At 73.4% G+C, this 25,913-nt stretch carries 21 protein-coding genes; 17 read left to right on the top strand and 4 right to left on the bottom strand.

Annotation, left to right across the window (positions count from 1 at the left end; translation table 11 throughout):
* Positions 1 to 223: 223 nt before the first annotated feature.
* The 9 genes from ACZ7N4_RS12415 to ACZ7N4_RS12375 all read left to right on the top strand — a co-directional run bounded on the left by ACZ7N4_RS12415 (position 224) and on the right by ACZ7N4_RS12375 (position 11,529).
* Entirely contained in the window at positions 224 to 1,030 is an 807-nt protein-coding gene (locus ACZ7N4_RS12415) for a TIGR03084 family metal-binding protein (protein WP_471357003.1), read from the top strand.
* Complete coding sequence (locus ACZ7N4_RS12410; RefSeq protein ID WP_471357000.1) at positions 1,027 to 2,703, top strand: acyclic terpene utilization AtuA family protein; 1,677 nt, start codon at positions 1,027 to 1,029, stop codon at positions 2,701 to 2,703. The genes ACZ7N4_RS12415 and ACZ7N4_RS12410 overlap by 4 nt, the downstream gene beginning before the upstream one ends.
* A complete protein-coding gene (locus ACZ7N4_RS12405; protein ID WP_471356998.1) occupies positions 2,700 to 4,298 on the top strand; it encodes an acyl-CoA carboxylase subunit beta in 1,599 nt (532 codons plus the stop codon). The genes ACZ7N4_RS12410 and ACZ7N4_RS12405 overlap by 4 nt, the downstream gene beginning before the upstream one ends.
* Positions 4,299 to 4,306: 8 nt before the next feature.
* Complete coding sequence (locus tag ACZ7N4_RS12400) at positions 4,307 to 6,154, top strand: acetyl/propionyl/methylcrotonyl-CoA carboxylase subunit alpha (RefSeq protein ID WP_471356996.1); 1,848 nt, start codon at positions 4,307 to 4,309, stop codon at positions 6,152 to 6,154.
* A 7-nt stretch (positions 6,155 to 6,161) separates the two neighbouring features.
* The gene (locus ACZ7N4_RS12395; RefSeq protein WP_471356993.1) at positions 6,162 to 7,322 is read left to right on the top strand and encodes an acyl-CoA dehydrogenase family protein; all 1,161 of its coding nucleotides are present in this window, start codon (positions 6,162 to 6,164) and stop codon (positions 7,320 to 7,322) included.
* A gap of 23 nt (positions 7,323 to 7,345) precedes the next feature.
* Positions 7,346 to 8,914 (top strand): 4-coumarate--CoA ligase family protein, encoded by a 1,569-nt coding sequence (locus ACZ7N4_RS12390; protein ID WP_471356991.1) that lies wholly within the window; start codon positions 7,346 to 7,348, stop codon positions 8,912 to 8,914.
* Positions 8,911 to 9,666, top strand: coding sequence for an enoyl-CoA hydratase family protein (locus tag ACZ7N4_RS12385; RefSeq protein WP_471356988.1), 756 nt, complete (start codon positions 8,911 to 8,913; stop codon positions 9,664 to 9,666). Before ACZ7N4_RS12390 ends, ACZ7N4_RS12385 begins: the two co-directional genes overlap by 4 nt.
* Positions 9,654 to 10,259 carry a TetR/AcrR family transcriptional regulator gene (locus tag ACZ7N4_RS12380; protein WP_471356985.1) on the top strand — a complete coding sequence of 202 codons (606 nt, stop codon included), beginning with the start codon at positions 9,654 to 9,656 and terminating at the stop codon, positions 10,257 to 10,259. Before ACZ7N4_RS12385 ends, ACZ7N4_RS12380 begins: the two co-directional genes overlap by 13 nt.
* A gap of 235 nt (positions 10,260 to 10,494) precedes the next feature.
* A complete protein-coding gene (locus ACZ7N4_RS12375) occupies positions 10,495 to 11,529 on the top strand; it encodes an isopenicillin N synthase family dioxygenase (protein ID WP_471356982.1) in 1,035 nt (344 codons plus the stop codon).
* Positions 11,530 to 11,567: 38 nt separating this feature from the next.
* On the opposite strand, the gene ACZ7N4_RS12370 is transcribed toward ACZ7N4_RS12375, so the two are convergent.
* Positions 11,568 to 12,668, bottom strand: a complete 1,101-nt coding sequence (locus tag ACZ7N4_RS12370) for a citrate synthase 2 (protein WP_471356980.1) — start codon at positions 12,666 to 12,668, stop codon at positions 11,568 to 11,570.
* A gap of 176 nt (positions 12,669 to 12,844) precedes the next feature.
* On the opposite strand from ACZ7N4_RS12370, the gene pdxH reads away from it, so the two are divergent.
* Entirely contained in the window at positions 12,845 to 13,531 is a 687-nt protein-coding gene (gene pdxH / locus ACZ7N4_RS12365) for a pyridoxamine 5'-phosphate oxidase (RefSeq protein WP_471356977.1), read from the top strand.
* 677 nt (positions 13,532 to 14,208) lie between these two features.
* A complete protein-coding gene (locus ACZ7N4_RS12360; protein ID WP_471356974.1) occupies positions 14,209 to 15,627 on the top strand; it encodes a PAS domain S-box protein in 1,419 nt (472 codons plus the stop codon).
* 55 nt (positions 15,628 to 15,682) lie between these two features.
* On the opposite strand, the gene ACZ7N4_RS12355 is transcribed toward ACZ7N4_RS12360, so the two are convergent.
* Positions 15,683 to 16,438: an SIS domain-containing protein gene (locus ACZ7N4_RS12355; protein WP_471356971.1), complete on the bottom strand. Its 756-nt coding sequence runs from the start codon at positions 16,436 to 16,438 to the stop codon at positions 15,683 to 15,685.
* A gap of 216 nt (positions 16,439 to 16,654) precedes the next feature.
* On the opposite strand from ACZ7N4_RS12355, the gene ACZ7N4_RS12350 reads away from it, so the two are divergent.
* The gene (locus tag ACZ7N4_RS12350) at positions 16,655 to 17,347 is read left to right on the top strand and encodes a metal-dependent transcriptional regulator (protein WP_059250541.1); all 693 of its coding nucleotides are present in this window, start codon (positions 16,655 to 16,657) and stop codon (positions 17,345 to 17,347) included.
* Positions 17,348 to 17,637: 290 nt separating this feature from the next.
* Positions 17,638 to 18,522, top strand: a complete 885-nt coding sequence (locus ACZ7N4_RS12345) for an alpha/beta fold hydrolase (protein ID WP_471356967.1) — start codon at positions 17,638 to 17,640, stop codon at positions 18,520 to 18,522.
* Between the two features lie 98 nt (positions 18,523 to 18,620).
* On the opposite strand, the gene ACZ7N4_RS12340 is transcribed toward ACZ7N4_RS12345, so the two are convergent.
* Positions 18,621 to 19,286: a bifunctional DNA primase/polymerase gene (locus ACZ7N4_RS12340; protein ID WP_471356964.1), complete on the bottom strand. Its 666-nt coding sequence runs from the start codon at positions 19,284 to 19,286 to the stop codon at positions 18,621 to 18,623.
* Positions 19,287 to 19,572: 286 nt separating this feature from the next.
* On the opposite strand from ACZ7N4_RS12340, the gene ACZ7N4_RS12335 reads away from it, so the two are divergent.
* Together ACZ7N4_RS12335 and ACZ7N4_RS12330 are read left to right on the top strand one after the other, a co-directional pair.
* Complete coding sequence (locus ACZ7N4_RS12335) at positions 19,573 to 20,958, top strand: transcriptional regulator (protein ID WP_471356961.1); 1,386 nt, start codon at positions 19,573 to 19,575, stop codon at positions 20,956 to 20,958.
* A 200-nt stretch (positions 20,959 to 21,158) separates the two neighbouring features.
* The gene (locus tag ACZ7N4_RS12330) at positions 21,159 to 22,868 is read left to right on the top strand and encodes a hypothetical protein (protein WP_471356959.1); all 1,710 of its coding nucleotides are present in this window, start codon (positions 21,159 to 21,161) and stop codon (positions 22,866 to 22,868) included.
* 73 nt (positions 22,869 to 22,941) lie between these two features.
* Here the strand turns inward: ACZ7N4_RS12330 and ACZ7N4_RS12325 are convergent, their stop codons facing one another.
* Positions 22,942 to 24,267 (bottom strand): ABC transporter substrate-binding protein, encoded by a 1,326-nt coding sequence (locus tag ACZ7N4_RS12325; protein WP_471356957.1) that lies wholly within the window; start codon positions 24,265 to 24,267, stop codon positions 22,942 to 22,944.
* Positions 24,268 to 24,384: 117 nt separating this feature from the next.
* Between ACZ7N4_RS12325 and ACZ7N4_RS12320 the strand changes: the two genes are divergently transcribed.
* Positions 24,385 to 24,882: an SCO4402 family protein gene (locus ACZ7N4_RS12320; protein WP_471356954.1), complete on the top strand. Its 498-nt coding sequence runs from the start codon at positions 24,385 to 24,387 to the stop codon at positions 24,880 to 24,882.
* A gap of 131 nt (positions 24,883 to 25,013) precedes the next feature.
* Positions 25,014 to 25,901 carry a formyltetrahydrofolate deformylase gene (gene purU, locus ACZ7N4_RS12315; protein WP_471356952.1) on the top strand — a complete coding sequence of 296 codons (888 nt, stop codon included), beginning with the start codon at positions 25,014 to 25,016 and terminating at the stop codon, positions 25,899 to 25,901.
* Positions 25,902 to 25,913: the final 12 nt, after the last annotated feature.

The following is a 25,913-nucleotide window of genomic DNA, read 5'->3' as shown; positions in this document are numbered from 1 at the left end:
ACGCCGAGCCATGCCCCCCGCCGAGCCGCACGTGCCCGCGCCGAGCCATGCCCCCCGCCAAGCCGTGCCCGCTCGCGCCGAGCCATGCCCCCCGCCGAGCCGTGCCCGCCCGCCCCGAGCCCCGCCTCCGCCAAGCCACGCCCGCCCCAAAAGCCACGCACACCCCGCAGCAATTAATGCAAGCACGCTTGATTGTTTCTCCCCCCGCTGCCATGCTCCCCCCATGGCCGACCCGACGCCCGTCATCGACGACCTGCGTGCCGAGAGTGCTGAACTCGACCTGACAGTGGCCGAGTTGAGTCCTGATCAGTGGGCCCTGCCCACGCCCGCGCCCGGCTGGACCGTCGCTCACCAGATCGCGCACCTCGCCTGGACCGACCGCTCGGCACTGGTCGCCGTCACCGACCCCGACGCCTTCCGGGCGCTGGTGGAGAAGGCGCTCGCGGCCCCGGACTCGTTCGTGGACGAGGGTGCCGAGGAGGGCGCCGCGCTTCCGCCCGCCGAGCTGCTCGCGGCCTGGCGCAGCGGGCGGACCGCCCTCGACCAGGCCCTGCGCGCCGCGCCGGCCGGGGCCCGTTTCCCTTGGTACGGGCCGCCCATGTCCACCGCCTCCATGGCCACCGCCCGACTCATGGAGACCTGGGCGCATGCACTGGACGTCGCCGACGCTCTCGGTGTGGTGCGTACACACACCGACCGGCTCCGGCATGTGGCCCGGCTCGGGGTGCGGACCCGCGACTTCGCCTTCGGTGCCCACGGACTCACTCCGCCGGCCGACGAGTTCCGCGTGGAACTCGGCGCGCCCTCGGGCGAGGTGTGGGCGTACGGCGACGAGCACGCCGCCCAGCGCGTCACCGGCCCCGCCCTGGACTTCTGCCTCCTGGTCACCCAGCGCGCCCACCGCCACGACCTCGCCCTGACGGCCGTGGGCCCGGACGCCGACCGCTGGCTCGACATCGCCCAGGCCTTCGCGGGGCCGCCCGGCGCCGGCCGCCCGTCGAAGGAGGCCGGGAAGGAGGCCGGCCGGTGACCCCCCTGCGCATCGGCAACTTCTCCGGCTTCTACGGCGACCGCGCGGACGCCCTGCGCGAGATGCTCACCGGCGGCGAGGTGGACGTCCTCACCGGTGACTACCTCGCCGAGCTCACCATGCTCATCCTCGGCCGCGACCGGCTGAAGGACCCGTCGGCCGGATACGCCCGCACCTTCCTGCGCCAACTGGAGGACTGCCTCGGCCTCGCGCACGAGCGCGGCGTGCGGATCGTCACCAACGCCGGAGGTCTGAACCCCGCCGGACTGGCGGAGGAGATACACGGGCTGGCGGAGCGGCTCGGGATACCGGTGCGGGTCGCGCGGGTCGAGGGGGACGACCTCACCGCCGCCCACCCCGGCACCCTCGCCGCCCACGCCTACCTCGGCGGCTTCGGCATCGCCGAGTGCCTGCGGGCCGGCGCCGACGTGGTGGTCACCGGCCGGGTGACCGACGCGGCGCTCGTCACCGGGCCGGCCGCCGCCCACTTCGGCTGGCGCCCCACGGACCACGACCGGCTCGCCGGTGCCGTCGTCGCCGGGCACGTGCTGGAGTGCGGGACCCAGGCGACCGGCGGGAACTACGCCTTCTTCGGCGAGGGCGACGTGCGCCGTCCCGGCTTCCCGCTCGCCGAGATCCACGCCGACGGCAGCAGCGTGATCACCAAGCACCCCGGCACCGGCGGCTTCGTGGACGTGGGTACGGTCACCGCCCAGCTGCTGTACGAGACCGGTGGCGCACGGTACGCCGGGCCGGACGTCACCGCCCGGCTGGACACCGTACGGCTGAGTCAGGACGGGCCGGACCGGGTGCGGATCGAGGGGGTGCGCGGGGAGGCGCCGCCGCCCACGCTCAAGACCGGGCTCAACCGGCTCGGCGGCTTCCGCAACGAGGTCGTCTTCGTCCTCACCGGACTCGACATCGAGGCCAAGGCGGCCCTGGTGCGCGAGCAGCTCGCCGGCGCGCTCGCCAAGTCGCCGCCGCAGGACGTGCGCTGGGAGCTGGTGCGGACCGACCGGGCCGACGCCGGCACCGAGGAGACGGCCAGCGCCCTGCTGCGGCTCGTCGTGCGCGACCCGGACCAGCGGGTCGTGGGGCGCGCGCTGAGCGGGGCCGCCGTGGAACTGGCCCTCGGCAGCTACCCGGGCTTCCATGTGTTGTCCCCACCCGGAAAGGGAGCCCCGTATGGGGTGTTCGAGGATGTGTACGTGCCCCATGGGGCCGTGGACCATGTGGCCGTCCTCCACGACGGACGCCGTATCCCCGTGTCGCCGCCCCAGGAGACGCGGCCCCTGGACGCCGTACCGCCGCCACCCCTCCCGGATCCCCTCCCACCCGGCCCCACCCGGCGGGCCCCGCTCGGCCTGGTCGCCGGGGCGCGCAGCGGGGACAAGGGCGGGAACGCCAACGTCGGGGTGTGGGCGCGGACGGACGAGGCCTGGCGGTGGCTCGCGCACACCCTCACCACCGACAGGTTCCGGCAGCTGCTGCCCGAGACCCGGGACCTGCCGGTGACCCGGCACCTCCTGCCCCACCTGCGCGCCCTCAACTTCGCCGTCGAGGGCATCCTCGGCGCCGGCGTCGCCGCGCAGGCCCGCTTCGACCCGCAGGCCAAGGCCCTCGGCGAATGGCTGCGCTCCCGCCACCTGGACATCCCGGAGACTCTGCTGTGACGGTTCTGCAGACCGCTGTCGACCCCACCGCCCCCGATCACCAGGCCCACCGCGAGGCCATGCTCGCCAAGCTCGCCGACCTGGAGGCCGAACACGCGAAGGCGCTCGCGGGCGGCGGCGAGAAGTACGTCCGGCGGCACCGCGAACGCGGCAAGCTGCTCGCCCGCGAGCGCATCGAACTGCTGCTGGACCCCGACACCCCGTTCCTGGAGCTGTCGCCGCTGGCCGCCTGGGGCAGCGACCACCCCGTCGGTGCCTCCCTCGTCACCGGCATCGGCGTGGTCGAGGGCGTCGAGTGCCTGATCACCGCGAACGACCCGACCGTACGCGGTGGCGCCAGCAACCCCTGGAGCCTGAAGAAGGCCCTGCGCGCCAACGACATCGCCCTCGCCAACCGGCTGCCCTGCATCAGCCTGGTCGAGTCGGGCGGTGCCGACCTGCCCTCCCAGAAGGAGATCTTCATCCCGGGCGGGGCGATCTTCCGCGACCTGACCCGGCTCTCCGCCGCCGGCATCCCGACCATCGCCGTCGTCTTCGGCAACTCCACCGCCGGCGGCGCCTACATCCCCGGCATGTCCGACCACGTGATCATGGTCAAGGAGCGGGCGAAGGTGTTCCTCGGCGGGCCGCCGCTGGTCAAGATGGCCACCGGGGAGGAGAGCGACGACGAGTCGCTGGGCGGCGCCGAGATGCACGCGCGCGTGTCCGGCCTCGCCGACTACTTCGCCCTGGACGAGCCGGACGCCCTGCGCCAGGCCCGCCGGGTCGTGGCCCGCCTCAACCACCGCAAGGCGTACCCGGACCCGGGCCCGGCCCAGCCGCCCGCGTACGACCCCGAGGAACTGCTGGGCATCGTCCCGGACGACCTGAAGATCCCGTTCGACCCGCGCGAGGTCATCGCCCGGCTCGTGGACGGCTCCGACTTCGACGAGTTCAAGCCGCTGTACGGCACCAGCCTGGTCACCGGCTGGGCGGACCTGCACGGTTATCCCGTCGGCATCCTGGCCAACGCCCAGGGCGTCCTGTTCAGCGCCGAGTCGCAGAAGGCCGCCCAGTTCATCCAGCTCGCCAACCAGCGCGACATCCCGCTGCTGTTCCTGCACAACACCACCGGCTACATGGTCGGCAGGGAGTACGAGCAGGGCGGGATCATCAAGCACGGCGCGATGATGATCAACGCGGTCGGCAACAGCCGGGTCCCGCACCTGTCGGTCCTCATGGGCGCGTCGTACGGCGCCGGGCACTACGGCATGTGCGGCCGGGCCTACGACCCGCGCTTCCTGTTCGCCTGGCCCAGCGCCAAGTCCGCCGTCATGGGCCCGCAGCAGCTCGCCGGCGTGCTCTCCATCGTCGCCCGGCAGTCGGCGGCGGCGAAGGGGCAGCCGTACGACGAGGACGCGGACGCGGCCCTGCGCGCCATGGTGGAGCAGCAGATCGAGTCCGAGTCGCTGCCCATGTTCCTGTCCGGGCGGCTGTACGACGACGGCGTCATTGACCCGCGCGACACCCGCACCGTCCTCGGCCTCTGCCTGTCCGCCCTGCACACCGCGCCCTACGAGGGCGCGCGCGGCGGCTTCGGCGTCTTCCGGATGTGAGGGATCCCGTGATTTCCAGTGTGCTCGTCGCCAACCGGGGCGAGATCGCCTGCCGCGTCTTCCGCACCTGCGCCGACCTCGGCATCCGCACGGTCGCCGTGCACTCGGACGCCGACGAGAACGCGCTCCACGCGCGCGTGGCCGACACGGCGGTACGGCTGCCGGGCGCGGCGCCCGCCGACACCTACCTGCGCGGCGACCTCGTCGTGAAGGCGGCCCTGGCCGCCGGCGCGGACGCCGTGCACCCCGGGTACGGCTTCCTGTCCGAGAACCCCGGCTTCGCCCGCGCCGTCCTCGACGCCGGCCTGGTCTGGATCGGCCCGCCCCCGCAGGCCATCGAGGCCATGGCGTCCAAGACCCGCGCCAAACGGCTGCTGGGCGTCGAGCCCCTGCACGAGGTGACCGAGACCGACCTGCCCGTCCTGGTGAAGGCGGCGGCGGGCGGCGGCGGGCGCGGCATGCGGATCGTGCGCCGCCTGGAGGAGCTGCCGGCCGCGCTGGAGGGCGCCCGCGCGGAGGCCGCGAGCGCCTTCGGCGACGGAGAGGTGTTCGTGGAGCCGTACCTCGAACACGGCCGCCATGTGGAGGTGCAGATCCTCGCCGACACCCACGGCACCGTCTGGCCCCTCGGCACCCGCGACTGCTCCCTCCAGCGCCGCCACCAGAAGGTGATCGAGGAGGCTCCGGCGCCCGGACTCACCCGGCAGCTCGCGGACGAGCTGCGCACGCTGGCCGTGCGCGCCGCCCGCGCCGTCTCCTACACCGGCGCCGGCACCGTCGAGTTCCTGGTCGCCGACGGCCGCGCCCACTTCCTGGAGATGAACACCCGCCTCCAGGTCGAACACCCCGTCACCGAGGCCGTCTTCGGACTCGACCTGGTCGCCGAACAGATCCGGATCGCCGAAGGACACGCCCTCGACAAGGAGCCCCCACGCGCGCGTGGCCACGCGGTCGAGGCCCGCCTGTACGCCGAGGACCCCGCCCGCGATTGGGCCCCGCAGACCGGCACCCTGCACCGCCTCGCCGTACCGGCCGGTGTCCGCCTGGACACCGGCTACACCGACGGCGACCCCGTCGGCGTGCACTACGACCCGATGCTCGCCAAGGTCGTCGCCCACGCCCCCACCCGCGCGGAGGCCGTCCGCAGGCTCGCCGGCGCGCTGGAGTCCGCCGTGGTCCACGGCCCGGTCACCAACCGGGACCTGCTGGTGCGCTCCCTGCGGCACCCGGAGTTCACGGCCGCCCGCATGGACACCGGCTTCTACGACCGCCACCTGCGCGACCTGACCGACCCCGCCCACGACCCCCTCGCCCCGCTGGCAGCCGCCCTCGCCGACGCCCACGGCCGCTCCCGCTTCGGCGGCTGGCGCAACGTTCCCTCACAGCCGCAGGTGAAGCGGTACGCGATGGGCGGCGAGGAGCACGAGGTCCGCTACCGGCACACCAGGGACGGCCTCGCCGCGGACGGGGTCCGGGTCGTCCACGTCGACGCGCGGCTCGTCGTCCTCGAAGCGGACGGCGTCCGCCGCCGGTTCGAGGTCGCCCGCTACGGCGACCAGGTCCACGTCGGCGCCGCCCGCCTCACCGCCCTGCCCCGCTTCCCCGACCCGACGGCCCAGCTCGCCCCGGGCTCCCTCGTGGCCCCGATGCCGGGCACCGTCGTCCGCCTCGCCGAGGGCCTCGTGGAAGGGGCAACGGTCCGGGCCGGTCAGGGACTCATATGGGTGGAGGCGATGAAGATGCAGCACCGGATCGCGGCGCCGGCCGCCGGGACCCTCACCGCCCTGTACGTCAGGCCCGGCCGGCAGGTGGAGCCCGGCACGGTGCTGGCAGTAGTGCAGGAAACCTCTTCCTAGGAGACCCATGACCGCCGTCATCGAATCCGAAGAGCACAAGGCCCTCCGGTCCGCGGTAGCCGCCCTCGGCAAGCGCTACGGCCGCGACTACCGCGCCCGCACCGTCGCCGAGGGCAAACCGCCCGCCGAACTCTGGTCCGAGGCCGGCAAACTCGGCTACCTCGGCGTCAGCCTCCCGGAGGAGTACGGCGGAGGCGGCGGAGGCATAGCCGAACTCTCCATCGTCCTCGAGGAGCTGGGAGCCGCCGGCTCACCCCTGCTCATGCTGGTCGTCTCCCCGGCCATCTGCGGCACGGTCATCTCCCGCTTCGGCACCGAGGAGCAGAAACGGCGCTGGCTGCCCGGGATCGCCGACGGCAGCCGCCTCATGGCCTTCGGCATCACCGAACCCGACGCCGGCTCCAACAGCCACCGCATCACCACCACGGCCCGGCGGGACGGCACCGACTGGCTGCTGACCGGCCGCAAGGTCTTCATCTCCGGAGTCGACCTCGCCGACGCCGTCCTCGTCGTCGGCCGCACCGAGGACGCCCGCACCGGCACCCTCAAGCCCTGCCTGTTCATCGTCCCGACGGACGCCGAGGGCTTCCACAAGCGCCCCATCGACATGGAACTCAACGCGGCCGAGAAACAGTTCGAGCTGGTCCTGGACGACGTACGGCTGCCTGCCGACGCTCTCGTGGGCGACGACGACGCGGGGCTCCTCCAGCTCTTCGCCGGACTCAACCCCGAGCGGATCATGACCGCCGCGTTCGCGATCGGCATGGGCCGCCACGCCCTCACCCGGGCGATCGAGTACGCCCGCGACCGCACGGTCTGGAGGGCCCCCATCGGCGCCCACCAGGCCATCGCCCACCCCCTGGCGCAGGCCCACATCGACCTGGAGCTGGCCCGGCTGATGATGCAGAAGGCGGCCCACCTCTACGACTGCGGTGACGACGTCGGAGCCGGCGAAGCCGCCAACATGGCCAAGTACGCGGCCGGGGAGGCCTGCGTGAAGGCCGTCGACCAGGCCGTGCACACCCTCGGCGGCAACGGCCTCACCCGGGAGTTCGGACTCGCCTCGCTGATAACAGCCGCGCGTGTGGCTCGTATTGCCCCGGTGAGCCGGGAGATGATTCTCAACTACGTCTCCCACCAGACCCTGGGCCTGCCCAAGTCGTACTGAGCGGCCCCGTGTGAGGAGGAACCGTGTTCCGCAGCGAGTACGCAGACGTCCCGCCCGTAGAACTCCCCATCCACGAGGCCGTCCTCGGCCGGGCCGCCGCCTTCGGCGACCAGCCCGCCCTCGTCGACGGCACGGACGGCACCACCCTCACGTACGAGCAGGTGGACCGGTTCCACCGGCGCCTGGCCGCCGCCCTCGCCGACGCCGGCGTCCGCAAGGGCGACGTCCTCGCCCTGCACAGCCCCAACACGATCGCCTTCCCCACCGCCTTCTACGCGGCCACGCGCGCGGGTGCCGCCGTCACCACCGTGCACCCGCTCGCCACCGCCGAGGAGTTCGCGAAGCAGCTCCAGGACAGCGGCGCCCGCTGGATCGTCACCGTCTCCCCGCTGCTGCGGACCGCCCGCCGGGCCGCCGAGATCGCGGGCGGCGTACGGGAGATCCTGGTCTGCGACAGCGCGCCCGGGCACCGCTCGCTGATCGACCTGCTCGCCACCACCGCGCCCGAACCCGGCATCGCCATCGACCCGGCCGAGGACATCGCCGTACTGCCGTACTCCTCCGGCACCACCGGCACCCCCAAGGGCGTCATGCTCACCCACCGGCAGATCGCCACCAACCTCGCCCAGCTGGAACCCGCCGTCCCCGCCGGCCCCGGCGACCGCATCCTCGCCGTCCTGCCGTTCTTCCACATCTACGGCCTCACCGCCCTGATGAACGCGCCCCTGCGGCACGGCGCCACCGTCGTCGTCCTGCCCCGCTTCGAGCTGGAGTCCTTCCTCGCCGCGATCGAGACCCACCGCATCACCGGCCTGTACGTCGCCCCGCCGATCGTCCTCGCCCTCGCCAAACACCCCGCCGTCAGCCGCTACGACCTCTCCTCCCTGAAGCACGTGATCAGCGCCGCCGCCCCGCTGGACGCCCGACTCGCCCTCGCCTGCGCCGAACGCCTCGGCCTGCCCCCGATCGGCCAGGCCTACGGCATGACGGAACTGTCCCCGGGCACCCACGTCGTCCCCCTCGACCGGCTGCGCGACGCCCCCGCCGGCACGGTCGGCCGGCTCATCGCCGGCACTGAGATGCGGATCGTCTCCCTGGACGACCCCGGCACGGACCTCGGCCCGGGCGAGCCCGGCGAGATCCTCATCCGCGGCCCCCAGGTGATGAAGGGCTACCTCGGCCGCCCCGACGCCACCGCCGCCATGATCGACGCCGACGGCTGGCTGCACACCGGCGACGTCGGCCATGTCGACGCCGACGGCTGGCTGTTCGTCGTCGACCGGGTCAAGGAACTGATCAAGTACAAGGGCTTCCAGGTGGCGCCCGCCGAACTGGAGGCCCTCCTGCTCACCCACCCCGGCATCGCCGACGCCGCCGTCATCGGCGCGTACAACGACGACGGCAACGAGATCCCGCACGCCTTCGTCGTCCGCGCCCCCACCGCCGGCGACCTCACCGAGAACGACGTCCTGCTGCACGTCGCCGAACGCGTCGCCCCCTACAAACGCGTCCGCCGCGTCACCTTCGTCGACACCGTCCCCCGCGCCGCCTCCGGCAAGATCCTGCGCCGACAGCTCAGGGAGCACCCATGACGGACCCGACCGCACTGATCGGCCGCACCCGCGCGCGTGCCGTCGACACCCTCAGCCTCGACGCCACCGACACCCGCAACGCCCTGTCGGCGGCCCTGGTCACGGAACTCGCCACCGCCCTCGCCGCCTCCGGCAAGGACCCGGACGTACGGGCCGTGGTCCTCACCCACACCGGTACGACCTTCAGCGCCGGCGCCGACCTGCGCGACCCGCCCGACCCCGACGCCCTCGTGGCCCTGCTCCGCCAGATCACCGAGCTGCCCAAACCGGTCGTCGCCCGCGTCACCGGCCACGTCCGCGCCGGCGGCCTCGGCCTGCTCGCCGCCTGCGACATCGCCGTGGCCGGCCCCGCGGCCACCTTCGCCTTCACCGAGGTACGCGTCGGCGTCGCCCCCGCCGTGATCTCCCTCCCGGTGATCCCGCGCACCGACCCCCGCGCCCTCGCCCGCTACTACCTCACCGGCGAACGCTTCACCCCCGCCGAGGCCGTACGCCTCGGCCTGCTCACGGCCGCGTCGGACGACGCGGAGGACGTGGACGACGCCCTCGCACCCATCCTGGACGGCCTGCGCCGCTCGGCCCCCGAGGCCCTGGCCGAGACGAAACGGCTGCTCACGGCTAGGGTGCTGGAGACATTCGACCGGGACGCGGCCGGGCTGACCGCGCTCTCGGCCCGGCTGTTCGCCTCCCCCCGGGCCCGGGAGGGGATGACGGCCTTCCTGGAAAGACGTGATGCGGCATGGGTGGTGTGAGTACGACCGAACGCGAGCGCGTTCCCAAGCAGGACCGCAGCCGGGCCACCCGGCAGCGGCTCCTGGAAGCCGCCGTGGCGTGCCTCGCCGAGCACGGCTGGGCGGGCTCCACGGTCGCCGCCGTCGCCGAACGCGCCGGCGTCTCCCGGGGCGCCGCCCAGCACCACTTCCCGACCCGCGAGGACCTGTTCACCGCCGCCGTCGAGTACGTCTCCGAGGAGCGCTCCCTGGCGCTGCGCGCCCTCTTCCCCGACGGCCCCACCGACCGCCGGGCCGTGGTCTCCGCCCTGGTCGACCTCTACACCGGCCCCCTCTTCCGCGCCGCCCTCCACCTGTGGGTCGCCGCCTCAGACGAGGAACAGCTGCGCCCCCGCGTGACCGAGCTGGAGGCCCGCGTCGGCCGCGAGACCCACCGCATCGCCATCGACCTCCTCCACGCCGACGAGTCCCGCCCCGGCGTCCGCGAAACCGTACAGGGCCTCCTCGACATGGCCCGCGGCCTCGGCCTCGCCAACCTCCTCACCGACGACACCGCCCGCCGCGAACGGGTCGTCGCCCAGTGGGCCGCGCTGCTGGACGAAGCGCTCGGCTAGCGCTCCACGGCGAGGCGTCCGGCCGGGGAGTCGCCGCGGGAGCGCGTTACCCTTGGCGCATGCTTCCGATGCTCGTTCGCCGACGCCACGTGGACTACGTGCGCGTCACGAGCACGGGCTGTCGGCTTTCGGCCTGATCCAGCCCCTTTCTTCTTCCCCGTCTTACGGCATCCTGGGCGCCGCCCCCTACCCCCGGCGGCCTGCCCGTGGCCCACACACCCCTGTGGACGCACCCATGACGACGCACACCGCGACGGCGACCCCGTCGTACCACCAGCTCCCGATCATCGACCTGTCGGCCGCCGACCGCGGCCCCCAGGCCCGCTCCCTCCTCCACGCCCAGCTGCACGACGCCGCCCACGACGTCGGCTTCTTCCAACTCGTCGGACACGGCGTGACCCGGGCCGAGACCGACGCCCTGCTCACCGCGATGCGCGCCTTCTTCGCCCTCCCCGAGGCCGACCGGCTCGCCCTGGACAACACCGGCTCCCCGCACTTCCGCGGCTACACCCGCACCGGCGACGAACGCACCGCCGGCGCCCGCGACTGGCGCGACCAGCTCGACATAGGCGCCGAACGCCCCGCCAGGGTCCCCGCCCCCGGGGAACCCCCGTACTGGTGGCTCCAGGGCCCCAACCAGTGGCCGGCCGCCCTCCCCGAACTCCGTACGGCCGCCCTCGCCTGGATCGACAGGCTCAGCGACGTCGCCCACCGCCTCCTGCACGAACTCCTGACCGCGATCGGCGCCCCGGCCGACTTCTACGACCCGGTCTTCGGCCCCCACGCCCACCCGCACCTCAAGCTCGTCCGCTACCCCGGCAGCGCGGGCGACGGCACCGACCAGGGCGTCGGTGCCCACAAGGACTACGGCTTCCTCACCCTGCTCCTCCAGGACACGGTCGGCGGCCTCCAGGTCCAGCGCGAGGACGGCCGCTTCCACGACGTACCGCCCATCGAGGGCGCGTTCGTCGTCAACCTCGGCGAACTCCTGGAGGTCGCCACCAACGGCTACCTGCTCGCCACCAACCACCGGGTGGTCAGCCCGCCCGGTGCGACGGAACGCTTCTCGGTCCCGTTCTTCTACAACCCCCGCCTGGACGCGAAGATCGCCCCGCTCCCGTTCCCGCACGCGCCGAAGGCCCCCGGCATCACCACCGACCCGACGAACCCGCTGTACGCCGAGTACGGCTACAACGAACTGAAGGGCAAGCTGAGGGCGCACCCCCTGGCGGCGCGGCGACACCACGGAAGCCTTCCGACACCGGCGTGAGCCGCCGGCCGCGGGGGCGCGGGGCCGCACCGCCCTCTCTAGCGGGCGGTCTCCCCGTACCCCTGGATGTCCTCGGGCCGCCGCGCCCCCGGCCCCACATACCGGGCGGAAGGCCGCACCAGCCGCCCGGTCCGCTTCTGTTCGAGAATGTGCGCCGACCAGCCGGCCGTGCGGGCACACGTGAACATGGACGTGAACATGTGGGCCGGCACCTCCGCGAAGTCCAGGACGATCGCCGCCCAGAACTCCACGTTGGTGGCCAGCACCCGGTCCGGCCGGCGGTTGTGCAGCTCCTCCAGCGCGGCCTTCTCAAGCGCCTCGGCGACCTCGAACCGCGGCGCGCCCAGCTCCCGTGCCGTACGCCGCAGGACCCGCGCCCGCGGGTCCTCGGCCCGGTACACCCGGTGCCCGAAGCCCATCAGCCGCTCACCGCGGTCCAGCGCCTGCCTGACGTAGGCCTCCGCGTCCCCCGTGCGCTCGATCTCCTCGATCATCCCCAGCACCCGCGACGGCGCACCGCCGTGCAGCGGACCGGACATCGCACCCACCGCGCCGGACAGCGCCGCGGCGACATCCGCACCGGTGGAGGCGATGACCCGCGCCGTGAAGGTGGAGGCGTTCATGCCGTGCTCGGCGGCCGAGGTCCAGTACGCGTCGACGGCCGCGACGTGCTTGGGGTCCGGCTCGCCCCGCCACCGGATCATGAACCGCTCGACCACGGAAGCGGCCTTGTCGATCTCCCGCTGCGGCACCATCGGCAGCCCCTGACCGCGCGCGGACTGGGCGACGTACGACAGGGCCATGACGGCGGCCCGCGCCAGGTCGTCCCGGGCCTGCCGCTCGTCGATGTCGAGCAGGGGACGCAGCCCCCAGACGGGGGCGAGCATGGCGAGCGCCGACTGCACGTCCACCCGGATGTCACCGGAGTGCACGGGGATCGGGAACGGCTCGGCGGGCGGCAGACCGGGATTGAAGGCGCCGTCGACCAGCAGACCCCACACGTTCCCGAAGGAGACGTGCCCGACCAGGTCCTCGATGTCGACGCCCCGGTAACGCAGGGCGCCGCCCTCCTTGTCCGGTTCGGCGATCTCCGTCTCGAACGCGACGACTCCTTCGAGCCCGGGTACGAAATCGGACATCAGGCGGCTCCTCGTGATGTGTGGGCGGCGGTCACCCCGGTGATGCCCCGATCTGCCGGTGGTCACCCGTGGTCAACCCAACCGCAAAGGGAGCAGCACGATAACCCCCGGTGCCGTGGTTGGGGAGACCACACGACACTCAGTGCCATACCCGTTCGATACGGCAAGATGACCGCGTGACCGACCGCGACCCGCTCCTGGACCCCGTCCTCGATCCCGCCGCCATGCGCAAGCAGTACCGGGCCGACGGCCTCGCCGAGGAGAACCTCGCCGCCCATCCGATGGACCAGTTCACCCGCTGGTTCGAGGACGCGGCCCGCGCCGCCCTGCACGGCACGCTCTACGAACCCAACGCGATGGTCGTCTCCACGGCGGACGCACAGGGCCGCCCCAGCTCACGCACGGTCCTGATGAAGCAGTACGACACCGACGGCTTCGTCTTCTTCACCAACTACGACTCCCGCAAGGGCCGCGACCTGGCCGAGAACCCGCACATCTCGCTGCTCTTCCCCTGGCACCCGCTGGCCCGCCAGGTCATCGTCACCGGCACCGCCCGGCGCACCGGCCGCGACGAGACCGCCGCCTACTTCCGCACCCGCCCGCACGGCTCCCAACTGGGCGCCTGGGCCAGCGCCCAGTCCCGGGTGATCACCTCGCGCACCGAACTCGACACGGCCTACGCCGACCTCGCGGCCCGTTACCCCGAGGACGAGAAGGTCCCGGTCCCGCCGCACTGGGGCGGCTTCCGCGTCACCCCGGAGACGATCGAGTTCTGGCAGGGCCGCGTGAACCGCCTCCACGACCGCCTGCGCTACGTCGCCCGGCCGGACGGCAGCTGGAAGGTCGAACGCCTCAGCCCCTGACGGGCCCCACACACGCAGACGACCCGCGGGCTGGGTTCCTCCGAGGAGGAGCCGGCCGGACGTACCGGCAGCCCGCGGGTCGGGTGACTGCTTGGGATTGGCCGGCTGCACAGCATCTGTCGCGCGCTGGTCCGGCACCGCACATGGCGTGGTGACGGGCCGCTAGCCCGCAGCCACCTCACGCGTCCGGGATTCATACATCTGCCGGATCACCTCCTTTCACCGTGTAAGCGCCACCCTAGGAACTCCCCGGCGCGGGCTCAACTGTTTTTCGGGGACGGTGACGGTACGGCTTCGGGCCGGATGCCGTGGCCGTACCCGGCGCCCCGCTGGAGCAGCCGCAGACGCAGGTGCGAGACGTGGACGCGACCGCCCGGGACGGCGAGGCCGTGCCCGTGCCGGCCCCTCGTGCGTACCGGGACGCGCCCCGTCCACGTGCCGTTCCGCCTGCGGGCTGTGGTTCGCCGTCTGGCGCGGGTACGCGGAGAGCGGCGGGCGCGCGCTGGACGGCGAGCGGGAGGAGCGGGTCGACGTGCGGCTGCCACGGGACCGGGCGGGACATTGATCCCTGGAACTTGCGGGAACATGCCGTGTGCTGGGTCACGTTCCAGTTGAATGAAGGCCAGTGAGCGAACCGAGCGTCGTGTGTGCGCGGACGAGGCTTCCAGGGGGTCCAGGTGAGTGCTTCGCGGCGGAGTGGGGCCACTGATGAGCTGGGGCCGGACGAGCCCGGTGAGCCCGGCGGGTCCGATCTGCTCGCCGCGCTGCTCGACGGCATGGACGCGGCCCTGTGCGCCTTCGACGCCGAGGGGGTCGTGACCCACTGGAACCGGGAGGCCGAGCGGATCCTCGGCTGGACGGCGGCGGAGGCGGTCGGGCGGCACGGGTTCGCCGGGTGGGCGGTGCGCACCGCCGACGCCGAGGAGGTGCAGGCCCGGCTGATGTCGGCGATGCGCGCGCCGGGGCGGCAGGTGCACGAGTTCGCACTCGTCACCAAGGACGGCGGACGGGTGCTCGTACGGACGCAGTCGGCCGCCGTGCGCGGACCCGAAGGCGAGCCCGCGGGCGTGTACTGCGCGTTCAGCGAGGTGCACGCGCAGATCGACCTGGAGCGGTCGATCGCGCTGAGCGAGGCCCTGTTCGAGACCGCCTCCTGGGGCGTCGTCCTGGTCGACGCGGATCTGCGGCCCGCCGTCGTGAACGCGCACGCGGCGCGGACGCTCGGGGTGGGCCGGACGTCCGTGCTGGGGCGTCCCCTGGGCGAGCTGATCGCGCAGGGCGTGGAGGAGCTGGAGGCCGCGCTCACCCATGTCCTCGCCGAGGGCGCGCCGCCCGCGCCCGCCGAGATGTGGATGACGGTGCGGACCCCGGAGGGTGAGAAGCGGCGCTGCTGGCGCAGTGGGTTCGTGCGGCTGGCCTCCCCGCTCGCGGAGGAGCCGGTGCCGCTCGGGGTGGGGTGGCTGTTCGAGGACGTCACCGAGGCCAAGCAGGGTGAGCAGGAGGCGTCCCTGCTGCGGTTCCGGACGAACCAGCTGCACCGTGCGGCGCGGGCCGCGGCCGAGTGCGAGGACCCGGTGGAGGCGGCCACCGTCCACCTCGACTTCGCCCTCGCCGGTTTCGCCGACCACGCCCTCGTCGACCGGGTGGCGGGCACCCCGCGCGCGGAGGGCGAGGAACCCTCCCTACGGCTGGTGCGGCTCGCCGCGACGCCCGCCGGGGCGCCGGGCCCCAGCCTGCTCACGGGCGCGGCCGGGCTGCCCGTGCGCTACCCGGAGGGGCATCCGGCGCTGCGGTGCGCGGAGCGGGCCGGGACGGTGCGCGCGGACGCCGGGCCGGTCGGGGCGGAGCGGGCGCGGGAGTGGGCGCTGGAGCGGCAGTGGCCCGGCGACGCGGTGCACGCGCTGTGCGCGGTGCTGCGCAGCCGGGGGCGGACGCTGGGCGTGGTGACCTTCCTGCGCGGTGCCGGCCGCAGCCGCTTCGAGCGGTCCGACGCCGCCTACGCGGAGGACGTCGCCGTACGGATCGCGACGGCGCTGGACCTGGCGGAGGCGGTGCGGGGCGGCCGGGGGAGTGGCCGGGGCGGGCCGGGGGAGTAGCCGGGGCCGGTCTGCGAGCGGGACGGCTGTCCGTTGTGGCCGGCCGTGGTGGCTTTCAGTGGCGGTAGAAGATCCGGTCGCCGTACTCCGCCATCACCCGGCCGTTCCACTCGTGGCCGCCGTCGACGTTGCCGGAGCGCAGCAGCGGGGGTTCGATGCCGCGGTCGGCCAGGGTGGCGGCGGTGGTCGCCATGACGGCCTGCATCAGGGCGGTGGTGACGACGGTGGAGGCGGGGGCGAAGGGCGCCGGGATGGTGTCGAGGGCGAGTTCCGCGTCGCCGACGGCGATCTTCGAGTCGAGGACGATGTCGCAGTGGTCCTTGAGGAAGGTGCCGGAGCCGTGCCGGGACGTCGTCTGCGAGGCGTACGCCACCGAGGTGACGCCGATGACCTTCACGCCGATGGCGCGGGCGCTCAGGGCCATCTCGACGGGCAGGGCGTTGCGCCCGGAGAGCGAGATGATCACCAGGGCGTCGCCGGCGCGGAGCGGCGAGGTGTCGAGGACGGCGCTCGCGAGTCCGTCGACGCGTTCGAGGGCGGAGCCGAGGGTGGCGGGGGTGACGTCGACGCCGACGACACCGGGCACGGCGAGCAGGTTCATCAGCGCGAGGCCGCCCGCGCGGTAGACGACGTCCTGGGCGGCCAGCGAGGAGTGCCCCGCGCCGAAGGCGAACAGTCGGCCGCCGGCCGTGACGGTGTCGGCGAGCAGGGTGCCGGCCGCGACGATCGCCCCGGCCTCCTCGTCACGGACCCGGTGCAGCAGGCCGATGGCGGCGTCGAAGAACAGGTCGGCAGGCGTGCCGTCGCTCATGCGGTGCCCCTTCGCAGCGTCTGTGTCGCGGATCACCGTGCGGTCTGGACCATCTCGGTGTCAATACGAAGGCCGGGGCGCGTCCGCGGACAGCCGGGCGCGTCCCGGGCGCGTCCGTTTTCCCGCTGCCGCCCGCTTGTCAGTGGGATCCGGCAGAATTGGTGCCAGGGCCTGCGCAAGCGGCCGGCTGCCGGCAGAGGTAATCGAGGGGCACGTATGTCCGGACTGATCGACACCACGGAGATGTATCTCCGCACCATCCTCGAACTCGAAGAGGAAGGCGTCGTCCCCATGCGCGCCCGCATCGCGGAGCGGCTGGACCAGAGCGGGCCGACGGTGAGCCAGACGGTGGCGCGGATGGAGCGCGACGGCCTGGTCTCCGTGGCCAGCGACCGGCACCTGGAGCTGACCGACGAGGGCCGCCGGCTGGCGACGCGTGTGATGCGCAAGCACCGCCTGGCGGAGTGCCTGCTCGTGGATGTGATCGGGCTGGAGTGGGAGCAGGTGCACGCGGAGGCGTGTCGCTGGGAGCACGTGATGAGCGAGGCCGTCGAGCGCCGCGTGCTGGAGCTGCTGCGGCATCCGACCGAGTCGCCGTACGGCAACCCCATCCCGGGCCTGGAGGAGCTGGGCGAGAAGGACGGGGCGGACCCGTTCCTGGACGAGAGCATGGTGTCGCTGGCCGACCTGGACCCGGGTACGGACGGCAAGACGGTCGTCGTCCGCCGTATCGGCGAGCCGATCCAGACGGACGCGCAACTGATGTACACGCTGCGGCGGGCGGGTGTGCAGCCCGGGTCGGTGGTGAGCGTGACGGAGTCGCCCGGCGGCGTGCTGGTGGGCAGTGGCGGCGAGGCGGCCGAGCTGGAGGCGGACATCGCCTCGCACGTGTTCGTCGCCAAGCGCTGAGCATGGAGAGGGCCCCGGCGCCGTGTGGCGCCGGGGCCTGTCCTCCCCTGTGCTGACCCGGAGCCCCGAGCTCTCAGGGTCATCCCCTTCGGACCGTTTTTCCCCGAGCGGTCCGCCTCCTGCCAGAAAGATCCCCTCGGGCGCGGCGATCATTCCTTGGGGGATGTCACTCAAATGAGGGGTGTTGTCCAGGGAGAGAGATTTTTCGAATGAGTATTCGATAGCTTGGAACGGCTGGACGAGGCGAGCTGGACGACGAGGCAGGCGGAGCACTGGGGGGTGCCAGGCCGATGGCACGGCGTATCGATGTGACGGGAGCGGGCGGGCTGCGCCTGGCCGCCTGGGAGTTCGCCGACCCTCCGAAAGCGGAGGCCGAGCCGGGTGGTGGAGCGGCGGCGGATCCGCATCCTCCGGGAGTGCTGTTACTCCACGGCCTGATGGGCCGCGCCTCCCACTGGGCGTCCACCGCCCGCTGGCTCGCCGGGCGCCACCGTGCCGTGGCGCTCGACCAGCGCGGCCACGGCCAGAGCGACAGGCCCCCGCCGGCCGCTTACACCCGCGAGGCCTACGTCGAGGACGCCGAGGCCGCCGTGGAACAGCTCGGCCTCGCCCCCGTCGTCCTCGTCGGCCACGCCATGGGCGCCCTGACCGCCTGGCAGCTCGCCGCCAAGCGCCCCGACCTGGTGCGCGGTCTGATCATCTGCGACATGCGGGCCTCCGCGCTCGGCGCGGCCTCGCAGCGCGAGTGGGCCGACTGGTTCACGTCCTGGCCCGTCCCCTTCGCCAGCCTCGCCGACGTCCGCAAGTGGTTCGGCGAGGACGACCCCCGGATCGAGCGGCCCAGCCCCGCGCGCGGCGCGTTCTACGCCGAGGTGATGCACGAGTGCGAGGACGGCTGGCGTCCCGTCTTCGACCCCCGGCACATGCTCGGCTCCCGAGAGACCTGGGTCTACGACGCCCACTGGGAGGAACTGGCCCAGGTGCGCTGCCCGACGCTGGTGGTGCGCGGGGTGGACGGCGAGCTGGGGCGGGCGGAGGCGCAGGAGATGGTGCGGGTGCTGCCGCGGGGCGAGTACGCGGAGATCGCCGACGCCGGGCACCTCGCCCACTACGACCTGCCGGTGGCTTGGCGGAGCGCTGTCTCACCGTTCCTCGACGGCCTGCTCGGGGATTGACCCGCGCCCCTGACGGGGCGCGGGGAACCGCGCGGCCGGCCACAAGGGGGCCGCAGTTCGCCGGCGCACCGGAACGGGCGGGCGAGGGGGCGAACCGGCTACCGGTCCCTCCCGCACGCATAGGCCAGCGGTGAGACCAACTCCTCCGCGTCCGGCAGCCACCGGTTCGCCGGCGTCGGCCGGCAGGCCCACTGCACGGCCCCCCGCGACCCGAACCGCGTGGGCGGAGCGGCGACGTAGGCGCCCTCGCCCTGCGTCACCAGGTCCAGCGACGACGGCGACCAGCCGTGCTTGCGCACCAGCTCCGGCACCTTCGCGGAGGCGCCGGGCAGCACGAAGAAGTGCATCCGCCGGTCCGGTGTCAGCGTGACCGGCCCGAGCGTCAGCTCCATCCGCTCCATCCGGGCCAGCGCCAGGAAGCCGGCGCTCTCCGGGACGGACAGCGTGTCGAAGGTCCGCCCCGTCGGCAGCAGGATCGACGCCGTCGGCTGCTTGTGCCACATCCGGCGCGCGACGGTCGCACTGCCGGTCGCCTGGGTCGCCCAGTCGGGGCGCGTGGGGTGCGCACCCGGCGCAGGGCAGGAGGCGTCACCGCACGAGCAGCGCTGCATCCCGTCGACGGCTTCCAGCCAGGTGCCCGGGAACACGTCCCAGTGCCGTTCCTCGGCGTACCGTACGGCGGTCTCCAGCAGCGTTTCCCCGCGCTGCTGCGGAATGTGACCGGCCAACTGACTGTCCTGGGCGCCCGCGATCGTCTCTTCCACGTTCCACTCAACTCCCGCGGTCACCACGAGTTACGGCCGTACCGCGCGCGGGGGAGGAGCACCGCTTCCGCAGTCGGGGCGCATGGGTGCACGTCCGGGGGCGCGTGGGAGGAGACGGGGCGTGAGGTGGGTAGCCAGGGAAGGGGGCAACCGTCTTTACCCCGGCAAACCGCACATGTCACGCATTGACGGTATGTCAGCTGGGCAGTGATCTTCCCGGCCGGAACATTTCGTGCTCCGGAAGATCGCAACACGTTCCAGGGGACCGCAACGCAGGGGGTAACACATGGCCGCAAGGCCTCTCGTGGCGAGGCAGCCGAACGAACGGCTGCAGGCACTCATCCAGGAAGCGGGGTGCTCCAACGCCGGGCTGGCCCGGCGGGTCAACATGTGCGGCGCAGAGCACGGGCTCGACCTGCGCTACGACAAGACGTCCGTGGCCCGCTGGCTGCGCGGCCAGCAGCCGCGGGGCCGGGCCCCGGCGATCATCGCCGAGGCGCTCGGGCGCAAGCTCGGCCGCACGGTCACGATCGACGAGATCGGCATGGCCAACGGCAAGAACCTCGCCTCGGGAGTCGGTCTCCAGTTCTCGCCGACGGTACTGGGGGCCATCGAGCAGGTCTGCGAGCTGTGGCGCAGCGACGTGGGGCGCCGGGACTTCCTGTCCGGCTCCTCCGTCGCCGCCTCCGCGCTGGTCGAGCCCAGCCGCGACTGGCTGATCTCGGCGCCGGACGCGCAGGTGGCCCGGCAGGCCGGCCCGCGCGTGGGCCAGGCCGACGTGGCCGCCGTACGGTCCATGACCCAGGCGCTGGTGGACCTCGACCACCAGTACGGCAGCGGACACGTCCGCCCGGTCGTCGTGCACTACCTCAACAGCGTCGTCTCCGGACTGCTCGCGGGCTCGTACCGGGAGGCGGTCGGCCGGGAACTCTTCGCCGCCGTCGCCCGGTTGACCGAGCTGGCCGGGTACATGGCCGTCGACACCGGCCAGCCGGGCCTCGCGCAGCGGTACTACATCCAGTCGCTGCGGCTCGCACAGGCCGCCGGGGACCGCGGGTACGGCGGCTATGTCCTCGCCGCCTCCATGAGCCACCTCGCCGCGCAGCTCGGGAACCCGCGTGAGATCGCCCAGTTGGCACGGGCGGCGCAGGAAGGGGCGCGCGGGCATGTGACCCCGCGCGCGGAGGCGATGTTCCACGCCGCCGAGGCGCGCGGGCACGCCCTGCTCGGTGACGTGCGTGCCGCGCAGGCGGCCGGCGGGCGGGCGGTCGACGCGATGGAACGCGCGGACGGCGGCACCGGGGACGACCCGGTCTGGATCAGGCACTTCGACGAGGCCTACCTCGCCGACGAGTTGGCGCACTGCCACCGCGACCTGGGGCAGCCCGAGCAGGCGGCGCGGTACGCCGAGCAGTCGCTGGCCGGCCACCCCGAGTCCCGGGCCCGCCGGCGCGCCATCGGCTACGTGCTGCTCGCCACGGCCCAGGTGCAGCAGCGCGAGATCGAGCAGGCCTGCAACACCGGGATGAGAGCGGTGGAGTTGCTGGAGACGCTCCGCTCCAACCGGGGCGCGGAGTACCTGGAAGACCTCCAGCAGCGCCTGGAGCCCTTCCGTGAGGAGGCCGTGGTACGGGAGTTCGGCGCGCGCCTCGACCTCCAGCAGGCCGCGTGAACACCGGCCCCGCGCGGGCGTGAACGGGAGGGAAACGGCACCCGGGGTGCGCCGGGTGCCGTGAACAGCGCATCGCGGAACCGATGTGTTACCGCCGTCACAGGGAAGGAGGTCGCGTCCTGAGCTGCGTGGCACGCGGCTCGGGGGACCCGGTAGCGTGAGCCGACGATTCACAAGGTCCCCCATTAGTAGGAGTCCCGGTGACGCAGAGTGGACAGGGCGAGGAGCCCTCGGCGCGGCCCGCGCGCGAAGGCATCGTGCTGCCCTCCGACGGAGGCGAGCCCCTGCTGCCGGGGATGACCGCGACGCCCGCCCCCGCAGGCCCGGCCGGCGGACAGGCGTGGGACGGTTCCTGGGGTCCCGGCGGGCAGACGCCCCGGCAGACCCCTGGGCAGGACCAGGGCTGGGCCCCTTCCGCGGCCCCGCAGTGGACCGGCTCCCAGCAGCCGCCGTCCCCCGCGAACCCGGGCCCGCTGCCCCCGGAGGGCGCCCCGGCCCCGTCGTACGGCGGCCAGGCACCGGCCTACGGCGGCCCCGGAACGCCCTACGGCGGCCACCCCACGCCCGGCGGCTACGAGGCGGCCCAGCAGCCCGCGTACGGCACCCCGGACGCCTACCAGCAGCACCAGCAGCACCAGGCCTCCCACGGTCAGCAGCCGTACCCGCCCGCGGCCGCCCCGCTGCCCCCGACGGCGGACAGCGCGACCCAGTACCTGCCGCCGGTGCAGGCCGCACCGGCCGACGGCGCCACCCAGTACATACCGCCGGTCGCCGCGGACCCGGCGGCGGCCTCCGTCCACGAGGCGGCCACCCAGTACCTCCCGCCCGCCACCCAGGACCTTCCGGCCGCCACCCAGTACCCCCCGCCCGCCCCCCAGGACCCCCCGCCCGCCCCCCAGGACCTCCCGGCCGCCACCCAGTACCTCCCGCCCGTGACCCCCGGTGCGCTGCCGCCGGAGTCGGCCGGCGAGGAGACCCGGTACCTGGGGCAGGTGCCCCGCGAGGCGTCGCCCGCGCCCTCCGACGCCGAGGCCACCCAGTACATCCCGCCCTACACCGCGCAGGCCCAGGCCCAGGGGCAGGGCGGGGACCGGCAGCCGCCCGCCGAGTTCGACAACCTCTTCCGCGGCGCCCCCGCCGGCGGTGACGGTCCGGCCGGGTCCACCCAGCAGCTCCCGCGCGTCCAGCAGCCGGACCCCTACCCCGGCCCGGGCCCGGCGTCGTACCGTCCGGCGCAGTCGTCGTACGACGACGGGAGTTACGACGACGACGGCGGCGGGCGGCGCCGGTCGCGGGTGCCGCTGATCGCCGCCATCGGCGTGGGCCTCGTCGTGGTCGGCGTCGGCGCCGGCGCGCTGCTCAGCGCCGGGGGCGGCAGCGACAAGGGCGGGGACGACAAGACGGTCGCCGCCGCCTCCCCGACCACGCAGGACTCCGCCTCGCCCACCGTCGACCCCGCCCGGCAGCAGGCGGTCGAGCTGGACAAGCTGCTCGCGGACAGCGGCAGCAGCCGGTCCTCGGTCATCCAGGCGGTGGCCGACGTCAAGCGGTGCGACAACCTCGACCAGGCAGCCGCCGATCTGCGGGACGCGGCCGCGCAGCGCAACCAGCTGGTCACCCGGCTCGGCAAGCTGTCCACGGACAAGCTGCACGCCCAGGGCCAGCTGAAGGACGCCCTCACCAAGGCCTGGCAGGCGTCCGCCGCGGCCGACAACCACTACGCGGCCTGGGCAGGCCAGGCCAAGAACCGCAAGGTCTGCCACAAGGGGCACGCCCGCACCACCGGGGAGACCCAGGCCGGCAACCGGGAGAGCGTCACCGCCAGCGCGCAGAAGACGAGGGCGGCGGCGCTGTGGAACACGATCGCGCAGAAGTACGGCCTGACCCAGCGCCAGCCCACCCAGCTGTGACCGCCCCGCCGGGCCCCTCGCCGCAGCCGCAGCCGCAGCCGCAGCCGCAGCCGTGCCGTGGGCGCGGGGCCCGTCACGACACGTCCGCCGCCTCCAGCGTCGAGGTCATGTCGGCGATCCCGTCGGCACCGCCGATGCCCTCGCGGGCCGCGACCAGGTTGCCGTCCCGCACCACCTGGAGGGTGACGTCGGCGTTGACCAGCCGCGGGAAACCGACCGCGGCGAGCCTGCCCTCGTAGGGCCAGTGCAGGGTCGGGGTGAGGCCGCCGGTGGAGACCCGCAGGCCGTCGTTGAGGGTGCGGCGCACGGTGTCGGCGCTCACCTCGCCGTCGCCGATCCTCTCCAGGGCGGCCCGGAGCACGGTGTAGGCGATCCACGTGGTCTGCACACCGGCGTCCGCCGGGTCGATGCGGTTGTCGCCGAAGGCCGCCTCGTTGATCACCTTCTTCATGGGGCCCCAGCGCGGGTCGGAGGCGACCGGGTACCAGCCGGTGATGTACGCCCCCTCGTACGGCCCCGACGCCCCGCCCGTGGCGTTGATCACCGTCTGGTCGACGCTGCCGAGCACGGTCGCGGTCCGCACGTCCGGGAAGTTCTGCCGGGCCCGCCGGAAGGAGTCCATGAAGGTGTCCGTGCGGTCCCCGAGCGCGGGCACCACGCACCCCTTCCTCTCCGCCCCCTTGGTGGCGTAGCGCAGCGCCTGCTCGGACTGGCCGGCGTACTCGGTGGCGTCGTCGGCGGCGAGCTGGTCGCCGGCGTCCGGGTGGCCGCCCGCCTTCAGGCCCGAGTCGAGCATCGCGGGCAGCTGGTCGCCGGCGATGCTGTCGGGGCGGATCAGGGCAACGTGGCCGCAGGCGGTGGCGAGGGCCTTGCCGAGACCGGCGAGGAGGGCGGGCTGGCCGCCGTTGACCGGGTACGACATGGCGCCGGTGAACTCGTCGTTGGTGACGCCGTAGCCGCCGATGTAGGGGATGCCGGCGCCTTCCAGCGGGGCCAGGTAGGAGTCGCCGAACTGGCTGTAGGAGCCGACGACCGCGACCACTTTCTCGTCGGCCGCGCGCCGGGCGCACCGGGCGGCGCCCACGCCGTCGTTGTGGTCGTTGCAGGTCAGCACCTCCAGCCGGTGGCCGTTGACGCCGCCGCGGGCGTTGACCCACTTCGCGTAGGCGCGGGCCATCGCCGGCATGCCCGGCTTGTTGGTGGCGTCGGTGTCCTGCGGCGCCCAGGTCATCACCTTGACCGGGTCGTCCCCGGAGCCCCCCGTGGCACCGGGGACGACCCCGCATGCGGCGGTGAGCGACGCGCAGAGGGCCAGGGCGCCCGCGGCGAGGGCGGTGGCCCGTACGGGGCGGGGAAGGGCGGGGAGGAGGGTGCTGCGGGTGCGTCGCCTGCCGGTCATGTCCCCCCACGATTCCCTCACAGAGCCAACCCGGAGGTGACCCTCGGTCAATGAAAGGTGACGTGGAGGTGAATTGGAGGGGCCGGTGAGTCCTGTGGGGCGAGGAACGTACGATCGATGACCGTGCAAGGTTCGGAGAACTCTTCCCGTCGCGGCCGTCGCTCCTCCACCATGGGCGGCATGCCCCTGAACGACATGCCGTGGTGGCGGTGGCGCAGCAACGTGCGCTCGGCGCTTCACATGCTCTCCGACCCGGTGTTCCAGCGCGAGGTCTGGCTGGCCGGTGTGGACGGTTACGGCGACGTCACGGACGCCGTGTACCGGCTGGTGGAGGACACCTGGCTGGACAACTGGTCGGCCGAGAAGTACGTCGGCACCGTGTTCCGGGACTCGCAGGAGGCGGCGCTCGTCGACACCGCCGTGCTGCGGGTGCTGCGGATCATGCACCAGGTCGGCCCGGACGCGCCGGTCTCCGCCTACCTGGACCACCCGGGCTGGCCGGACGCGGTGCGGGCGGCGCGGGACGCGCACGTGCGGATGTCGGCGAGCGACGGGGAGGACCCGGACGCGGCGCCGAAGAGCCTGGAAGTGCTGCGGATCCTGACGAGGTCCTGACGCGGGCCTGGGGGCCCGCCGGGGCCGGGCGGGGTCCTGACGCGGCCTGGCGGGGTCCTGGCGCGGTCTGGCGGGGTCCGCGTGGCGGACGGCGATCCCTGCGGGGTGGCCGGTATGGGACCCTGTAGTGCATGACCGATCAGTCCGCCCCCTCCGTCGCCGCCGCACCGGCCGACCAGTACGTCCTCACGCTCTCCTGCCCGGACAAACAGGGCATCGTGCACGCCGTGTCCAGCTACCTGTTCATGACCGGCTGCAACATCGAGGACAGCCAGCAGTTCGGCGACCACGACACGGGACTGTTCTTCATGCGTGTCCACTTCTCGGCCGAGGCGCCGGTGACGGTGGACAAGCTGCGGGCCAGCTTCGCGGCGATCGGTGACACCTTCCACATGGACTGGCAGATCCACCGGGCCGACCAGAAGATGCGCATCGTGCTGATGGTCAGCAAGTTCGGGCACTGCCTGAACGACCTGCTGTTCCGGGCGCGGATCGGTGCGCTGCCGGTGGAGATCGTGGCTGTGGTCTCCAATCACACCGACTTCGAGGAGCTGGTGGGCTCCTACAACATCCCCTTCCACCACATCCCGGTGACGAAGGAGAACAAGCCGGAGGCCGAGGCGAAGCTGCTGGAGCTGGTGCGCGAGGAGAAGGTCGAGCTGGTCGTCCTCGCCCGCTACATGCAGGTGCTCTCGGACGACCTGTGCAAGCAGCTCAGCGGCCGGATCATCAACATCCACCACTCCTTCCTGCCGAGCTTCAAGGGCGCCAAGCCGTACCACCAGGCGCACGCCCGGGGCGTGAAGCTGATCGGCGCGACGGCGCACTACGTCACCGCGGACCTCGACGAGGGACCGATCATCGAGCAGGAGGTCGAGCGCGTCGGCCACGGCGTGACGCCGGACCAGCTGGTGGCCATCGGACGCGACGTGGAGTGCCAGGCGCTGGCGCGGGCCGTGAAGTGGCACGCGGAACGACGCATTCTGCTCAATGGGCGGCGGACGGTGGTGTTCGCCTGAGGAGGCGGTGCG

The organism is Streptomyces sp. NPDC107654, assembly GCF_055639035.1.
Note: the sequence above shows the minus strand (reverse complement) of the source record. Positions and strands in the feature narration are given on the sequence as shown.